Genomic DNA, 7,367 nt, shown 5'->3' on the forward strand with positions numbered 1-7,367 from the left:
GTCGGTTACTCGATTTCGACCTGTCGGAACGCCGCGTGCTGAAACCGTATCTGTTCGAACCGGAGTACGACCCCGTATGAGGACGACATCTGCCTCGCTCTCCGTCACGTCCGTCGATAGCCGTCCTCCGACCGCTCCGCGAGGCCCAACAGCACCGCCCACTCCAGCATGTTTCCGACGCGTTCGCGCCACACGTCTTCTACTCGCGTCGGGTCCTTGTACCGCTCCCACGTGGGAATCTCGTCGCTGAACCGCTCGAAGACGGCTTCGGATTCGAGCCACTCGTCCTCGGGAAGGACGTTGAGAACGGTCGAGACGCCGTACACGCGGGTTTGGAGTGCTTCGGCGAGCGCTTCCTCGTCCGGGTCGCGTCGAATACGGACGAATCCGCTGTCGGTCTTCTTTGCCAGTTCGAGCGCGCGCAAGAACGTGAGCCACGTTCGCGCGACGTCCCGGCTCTGGAACCCGATACGTCGCATCAACCGAGCACAGCAGTCGTCTTCCGTGCCGGGAATCAGCGGAACCGCACGCTGGACGTCGCTCACGAAGTCGAGGCCGTCGGGCGCTTCGGGGATGGGTTTGAACTTCACAGGTCGAAACTGGTCTTCAAGAGGTCGTCGTTCGTCTCCCCGAGGACGTGCGTCGGCCCGTTCACCACGTCCACCGTCACCTGTGCCGGGGCGAAGACGCTCTCCGGGATTTCCTCGAAGTTCCAGTCGGCGTCGTCGAAGAACGTCTCGAACGTCGTGCCGTACTCCTCGCTCGCGCTGGACGGCAGTTCGTCGAAGCGGTCGAACTCCTCGTTCACGGTGAGGTGGACTTTGCCGCCGTAGGCCAGCGCGTCGTTCGTCCGGCCGATGGCCGTCGCCTCGTCGTAACTGACGGGTGCGACCGGGGCGGACCCCATCGCCGACCGGATGTCGAGCGGGTCGTATCCGAGTTCCGTCAGGCGGAAGACGGCGAGTTCGGCGGCCCGCGACGCGACGGTGACGCTTCCCGCCATGCTCCCGGTTGCGAACGTCGGCAGGTAGACCGAGTTCGGTTTCACCTCCGCGAGGTCGGCGACGTGCTCCGCGACCTCCTCCGTCGGGAGCGTGTCGGATTCGACGGCGAGAACGGCGAAGTCGAACGCGTCCGTGTAACCGACGCGGCGGTATTCGTCCTCTTCGGCGACCAGCGCGCGTGCGGGGCCGCTTCCGAGCCCCTCGAAGCCCTCGACGCCGAGTTCCCAGCCCGCCTTCTGCGAACAGAGCAGGGCGACCGCTGGGTGGTCGGTCGAGAGTTCGACGTGCGGAATCGGTGCACCCGCTACGTCGCCCATCCGGGTCTGTATCGTCGCCAGTCCGGCCGTCTGGAGTTCGGCGAGGAGGAGTCCCGCCTCCATTCCGCCGTTCGCTTCGACGCCGAAGTCGAGGACGGTTGCCTCGTTGTCCAGTTCGTACGCGGCGACGTTCAGTTCGTCCGCGAAGTCGATGGCCTCGTCAACGAGTTCGAGCGCCATCCGGTTGAGACTCTCCATATCACGGGATTGGTGGTCGTCCGGTAAACCGTTCCGGGTTCGTATCCGAATTCAGCGCTCGCGTTTCGCCTCCCGTCCCAGTTCGGTCTCGACGGCTTCGACCTTCTCGCGTGCGCGCTGGTCGCGTGCACGCTTATCGTCTATTTTAAGCACCGTACTCACGCGGTCGCCGTCAACGGCTTCGTGGGCGGCCTGTGCCGCCGCGAACAGTTCGTCCGTCGAATCGGCTTCGATAACGGTGCCCATCGGATTCGTCTCGTAGGCGACGTCGAAGTCGTCCAGCGCGGCCACAGCCTTTGCGACTTCGCTCGCCATGCTTCCCTCGACGACCGGTGCGACCGACAGCAGTGCGATTACCGTCATATGTCACGCGTCGGCTTCGATGCTCCTGTACGTGTGGGTTGCACACCGAATGTTCCGTCCGGTGTCAGTTTCAACGATGATAATTCCATCTAAAGATATAAGTCAAGACGTTATCTGATATCCGACACGTACGAAAATGAACAGTTGTTCTGCGTGTCGATCTTCTGACCGGTCGGTCGGTACCCGTTTCCGACGGTCGGTCAAGACGATGCTCGTGTTGCTGAGCGTCGTCTTCGTCGTTTGTAGCACCGTTACACCCGCGATGGCGGCGTCGATGGGTGCCTCGTCTTTTTCGACCGAAACCGCACTTCCATCGTCCACGACGGTCGCGGGAACGAACGTCGCCGACGTCTCGGCGGGCCACTCCGTCTCGGCGAGTTCGACCGCGGTTGTGAACGTCACGCTCATCACCGGCCAGACGGTCCACGTCGTCGAACGGGGCAACCGAACTCGGTATCGCATCGATGCCGACGTGCCGATGCACCGAATTTCGAGTCGTGACGGGACCTACATTTACCCGGCGGCGTGGACTTTCAGAAGTTCGACCCGGCGCTCTTCAACGTCGAACTGCTTGTCGAGCAGAACCTCACCGACGCCGAAACGGGCTCGATTCCGGTCATCGCCAGCGTGAGTCAGGACGGAAAACGCTACACTGCGGGTAGCAGTTCGACGGTGGAAACCCCGGCGAGTACCCTCGATTCCGTGAGCGACGCCGACGTGACTCACTCGCTCCACAGCATCGACGGCGCGTCCGCTTCGGTTTCGAAGGACGATGCCGCACGGACGTACGAGCAACTCGCCCGGAGCGACGAAATCGAATCGGTCGTTCTCGACGCCAAATACGACGTCGCACTGGACGAAACGGGCGACCTCGTGAACGCGACCGGCGCACGCCAGCGATACGGCGTGAGCGGTGACGGTATCACGGTCGGCGTGCTCGATACGGGAATCAACCAGTCTCACCCCGACTTACAGGGGTCCGTCGTCCTCGAACGGGATTTCACCGGACAGGGAATCACCTACGATACGATGGGTCACGGGACGCACGTCGCTGGCATCATCGCCGGCGACGGAACCGCGAGCGGCGGACAGTACGTCGGAATGGCACCGAATGCCAGCCTCATCGACGCACGCGTCTGTCAGGACCGTGGCTGTTACACCTCCGACGTCATCGACGGGTTGGAATATGCCGTGGACAACGGGGCGGACGTCGTTAGCATCAGCATCGGCGGGACGGCCGTCAACTCCCGCGCCAACGACCGGTACGCGGACGCGATGGCCTACGCCGACTCCCGCGACGTTCCCGTCGTCGTTGCCGCGGGGAACTCCGGTCCCGAGTACAGTACCGTCGAGAGTCCCGGAATCCACCGCAACGTCATCACCGTCGGCGCGAGCGACAAGACCGGTGGTATCGCGTCCTTCTCCTCGCGCGGTCCGACCCCCGTCGGACGCTACCTGAAACCCGACGTGGTGGCTCCGGGGGTTCTCGTAACGAGCGCGAATGCGTCCTCGGACGGGTACGTTTCCATGAGCGGGACCAGCATGGCGACGCCCGTCGTGTCCGGCACGGTCGCGCTGATGCTCGATGAGCACCCGTCTTGGTCGGCGGACAGAATCAAGAACACGCTCGTCTCGACGGCCGACCCGCTCGGTACACAGGACGTCTACACCCAAGGTGCTGGCCGCATCAACGCCAGCGAGGCGGTCAAAGGCGACGTGAGTATCGACCCGGGCGTCATCGATTTCGGCCGTCTATCCGCCACCGAAAACGTCTCCCGAGTCGTGACCGTGACGAATCACGGCACCGCGAACCGGACGTTCAACGTGAGCGCCACCGCGGAAGAAATCAACAGCGGGACGGCCGGGAACGTCTCCGTCAATCGGACGACGATTACGCTCACACCGGGTGACAGCACCGACCTCAACCTCACCGTCGTACCGACGGCCGGGACCTACTCCGGGCGCATCTCGCTCAACGGCGAGTACTCCGCCATCTTCGGCTACGAACAGTCGTTCGACCTCACCGTCGAGAAGACTGGTATCGGCGGAACGAGCGTTCGAGACGACGCCGTGTGGCTCGTTTCGAACGAGAGCGGATCGGCGCAGTACACCGGTTTCGACGGCTACCAGTTCCTGAACGGGTCCGGGACGGTGACGTACCACCTCTCGACGGGCGGGTCGTACCACCTCATCACCGACGGTATCGACGAGCGAACGGGTGAGTTCGTCACCATCTCGAAGGCGATAGACGTTTCGGGCGACCGAACCGTGACGCTCGACGAATCGAATACGGTCCGATACTCGTTCGATACGACCGCCGCGGAAACGCAGTACGGACCGCTCGACCCCCGAGACACGATGGTGAGCTACGCGCGACACTTGCCCTCGGGGTCGTACGGCGCATCGCTCCAGTACGCGCCGAACTCGACCGCGCGATTCAACACCGACACTCGACTGAACGTCAGCGTCGGGTCCGCGTTCGTTCCGTCCGGGACCCCGACGGACGAACCGTTCAACTCGTCGGTGCTGTTCCACGTCGTCCATCAAACCGGCGGCGTAACAGGGTTTAGCGTCTACGACGTCGACCCCGCGAAGTTGGGTCGGCGGAACGTATCGTACTACTGGCCCGATTCCGACCCCGAGCACTCGGTCGCCTCGTTCGTGATGAACGAACTGGGTGGCTTGCCGGATGAAAGCTGGGTGTCTGCGGTCAGTCCGACCCCGGACGACCAGACGCTGTACGTGACTCCCGGTCTCGACTACGGGTTGTCGGCGACGGACACGGTACGGGACGGCTGGTATCTCGACCAGTGGAAGCTGACGACGCTCACCGCCGGTGAGTCGATAGACGACGACGTTGGACGGGGACCGTACCTCGGGTCGTTCTACCGCTGGCAGTTCGAGAGCGGCGTGGCGAACGACTCGCTTACGTTCACCCCGGCCATCCAAGTCGACCAAAGCGGTGTCGAGCGCAAATACAACGACAGCGTGTCGGACACCATCCAAACCTGCGTGAACGGCACCTGTGACGAGTGGTATACCGACGATTGGCTCAACAGAAGCTACAGCGTGAACGTCTCGTCCGGTGACGACGTGACCATCACGACGGACGGCGTGAACGCGGCGACGCCCCTCTCGACTCGAACGAAGACGACGTACCGAACCACGTACTCGCCCGGTACTGACAACACGCCGCCGCGATTCTCGCGGGTGAACGTGACCGGACTGACGCGGACGGGCATCGCCCACAACGGGACGATCACCGTTCGATTCACCGTCAACGACGCGAGCACCGTCGAAAACGAAGGAGTTCTCTTCGCTACCGGGACCGTCTATTCGACCTCGTTCAACGGGTCGAGTGCGTGGTCGAGCGCGAACGTGACCGACCTCGGCGGCGGCGTCTACGAGGCGACGTACGACGTCGGCGGTTACACCGGTCCGGTCAGCATCGCACTCGAAGCTGACGACGCGAACGGAAACCGCATCGAGACGACCTCGTTCGGCGGGTTCGCCGTCGCGGACATTCGAAAGCCGACGGTCAACGTCACCGCGGTCGGCACCGACGCCGATTCGACTGCCCCGCCTGCCGACCGAACGATGTACACGAACGGGACGCTCGTCGCCAACGCGACCGCCACCGGAACGCCGGGAGACGCACGGGCCGTCCGATACGTCCTGTCCGCCGATTTCGCCAGCTATCGAACGACGCTCCCGGCGGTGAGGACCGACGGCGCGAATTGGACCGCGACGATGGACCTCCGTTCGCTCCCGGACGACGGAAACTACTCCCTCGGCGCGTGGGCGGTGGACGACGGTTCGAACACGGAGCGGGTCGCCACGAACGCGACTGTCGTCCTCGACCGCTCGTCGCCGGGACTGGGCGCGACGCTGGAACGACTGAATCAGACCCGCGGACGAGTGACGGTACGGTCGGACGAGGCGCTTTCGTCCGCCCCCGATGTAACCGTCAACGGGCCGAGCACCGTGGAAACGCCGACCGCCACGAAGAACGGCAGCGTCTGGGAAGCGTCGTTCAGCGTCCCGACGGACGGCGAGTACGACGTGACCGTGAACGGTTCCGACAGCGTTGGTAACGTCGGAACGGCGAACGCGTCCGCGAACTTCTCGACGGTCAGCACGGTCAACAAGACGGTGACGGTGAAGTTGAACAAATCGAACATCTTCGTCCGCTTCGAGACGAACGAGAGCGTCAACGGCTCCTTCGTGACGCTCACCGAGAGCCGATCCGAACTCGCGCCGCTCTCGCCGAACCTCGCGGGACTCTCCTTCCTGCACGGCCAGATAGGCAACCGGCTCTCGAAGAATCTCACGAACGCGACCATCGGCATCCCCGTGGAACGGCTCCGCCTTCCGAAGGGAAACGTCGACGGCCGACGTGAACATCAGCTACTACAACGAATCCATCGGAACGTGGCAGGTGCGAGACACCGACGTCCGGAACGTCACGCTTCGGGACAGAACGTCCGGCGAGTATCTGCTGACGAATGTCACCCACTTCTCGACGTACGGGGCGGTCGTGAAGGACACCGACGCGCCGACCGTCACGTCGAGCGATCCGGGCGGGACGCTCTCGTACGGCGTGCAGAACACGACCGTTCGATTCGACTACTCGGACGCCATCAGCGGCGTCGACCCGAGCAGCGTCCAGTTGACCTTCGATGGTCAGTCCGTGACGTCCGACGCCGCGACGAACGTCACGAGCGAGTACACGACCTACGATGCGACCGGCCTCTCCGCGGGGACGTACACCGCGACCTTGCAGGTCGGCGACACCGCGGGTAACAACGTCACGACGGGAACGACGTTCTCGATACCCGCGGACACCACGCCGCCATCGGTCGTCAAGACGACGCTCGCTGACGGCGCAACGCTTCCCGCCGGGACGACGGGCGTCAACATCAACGTGACGTTCGCGGACGACCAGAGCGGTCTCGACCCGAGCACGGCACGCGTCGTGTTGGATAATTCGGCAAACGTCTCCGGGTCGTGGCTCGTCACCGGCGGCGACACCATCACCTCGGGCGTTGGCGGTCTATCGGACGGAACCACGCACACGTTCACCGCCGAGATGAAGGACAACGACGGCAACGTGCAGTCGAAGACCATCACCTTCTCCGTCGGTTCGTCCGGCGGTGGTGGAGGCGGCGGCGGTGGCGGCCGACCGTCCGCAACCGTCAAAACGATGTCCGGGCCGGACGGAACTGCCATCGACATCCTCGGCGGTGTCAAGGGCCAGACCGCGTGGGCCGACCTCTCGAACCTCGGAACGAACGGTATCTCGTTCGAACGGTACGGAATCGAGTTCGAACGACGGGGCAGCGCGTCGGTTACTGTGAACGCGGTGACGTCGCCTCCGAAGGGGACTACCGAACTGGACGGTGCGCTCGGCTACTTCACCGTCGATAAGGGGTACCTGATGCATTCGGTGGTCGATACCACCCGACTCCAACTGTCGGTCTCGGAA

The 7,367-nt window shown here is 63.8% G+C and carries 6 protein-coding genes; 2 read left to right on the forward strand and 4 right to left on the reverse strand.

The features are described 5' to 3' along the window. Positions 1–104: 104 nt before the first annotated feature. The 4 genes from BG842_RS11560 to BG842_RS11575 form a co-directional block, all read right to left on the reverse strand. The gene (locus tag BG842_RS11560) at positions 105–590 is read right to left on the reverse strand and encodes a hypothetical protein (protein ID WP_069450844.1); all 486 of its coding nucleotides are present in this window, start codon (positions 588–590) and stop codon (positions 105–107) included. Beyond that, positions 587–1,519 carry a methenyltetrahydromethanopterin cyclohydrolase gene (gene mch, locus BG842_RS11565; protein ID WP_069450845.1) on the reverse strand — a complete coding sequence of 311 codons (933 nt, stop codon included), beginning with the start codon at positions 1,517–1,519 and terminating at the stop codon, positions 587–589. Before mch ends, BG842_RS11560 begins: the two co-directional genes overlap by 4 nt. 51 nt (positions 1,520–1,570) lie before the next feature. Next, a complete protein-coding gene (locus tag BG842_RS11570; protein WP_069450846.1) occupies positions 1,571–1,882 on the reverse strand; it encodes an MTH1187 family thiamine-binding protein in 312 nt (103 codons plus the stop codon). A gap of 102 nt (positions 1,883–1,984) precedes the next feature. After that, on the reverse strand, positions 1,985–2,344 hold the full coding sequence (locus BG842_RS11575) for a hypothetical protein (protein ID WP_069450847.1): 360 nt from the start codon (positions 2,342–2,344) through the stop codon (positions 1,985–1,987). Between the two features lie 63 nt (positions 2,345–2,407). Here BG842_RS11575 and BG842_RS11580 point away from each other — a divergent pair, with 63 nt between their 5' ends. Then, the gene (locus tag BG842_RS11580; RefSeq protein WP_069450848.1) at positions 2,408–6,685 is read left to right on the forward strand and encodes a S8 family serine peptidase; all 4,278 of its coding nucleotides are present in this window, start codon (positions 2,408–2,410) and stop codon (positions 6,683–6,685) included. Next, the coding region (locus tag BG842_RS28835; RefSeq protein ID WP_139136102.1) for an Ig-like domain-containing protein at positions 6,573–7,367 on the forward strand (795 nt) is incomplete at its 3' end. The genes BG842_RS11580 and BG842_RS28835, both read left to right, overlap by 113 nt.

The organism is Haladaptatus sp. W1 (assembly GCF_001723155.1).
GTDB lineage: Archaea > Halobacteriota > Halobacteria > Halobacteriales > Haladaptataceae > Haladaptatus > Haladaptatus paucihalophilus.

Excerpts from the sequence above, each read along its gene's own strand:
- BG842_RS11575 (WP_069450847.1), bottom strand. The coding sequence starts at position 2,344 with ATGCGATACCGAGTTCGGTTGCCCCGTTCGACGACGTGGACCGTCTGG.
- BG842_RS11570 (WP_069450846.1), bottom strand. The coding sequence starts at position 1,882 with ATGACGGTAATCGCACTGCTGTCGGTCGCACCGGTCGTCGAGGGAAGC.
- mch (WP_069450845.1), bottom strand. The coding sequence starts at position 1,519 with ATGGAGAGTCTCAACCGGATGGCGCTCGAACTCGTTGACGAGGCCATC.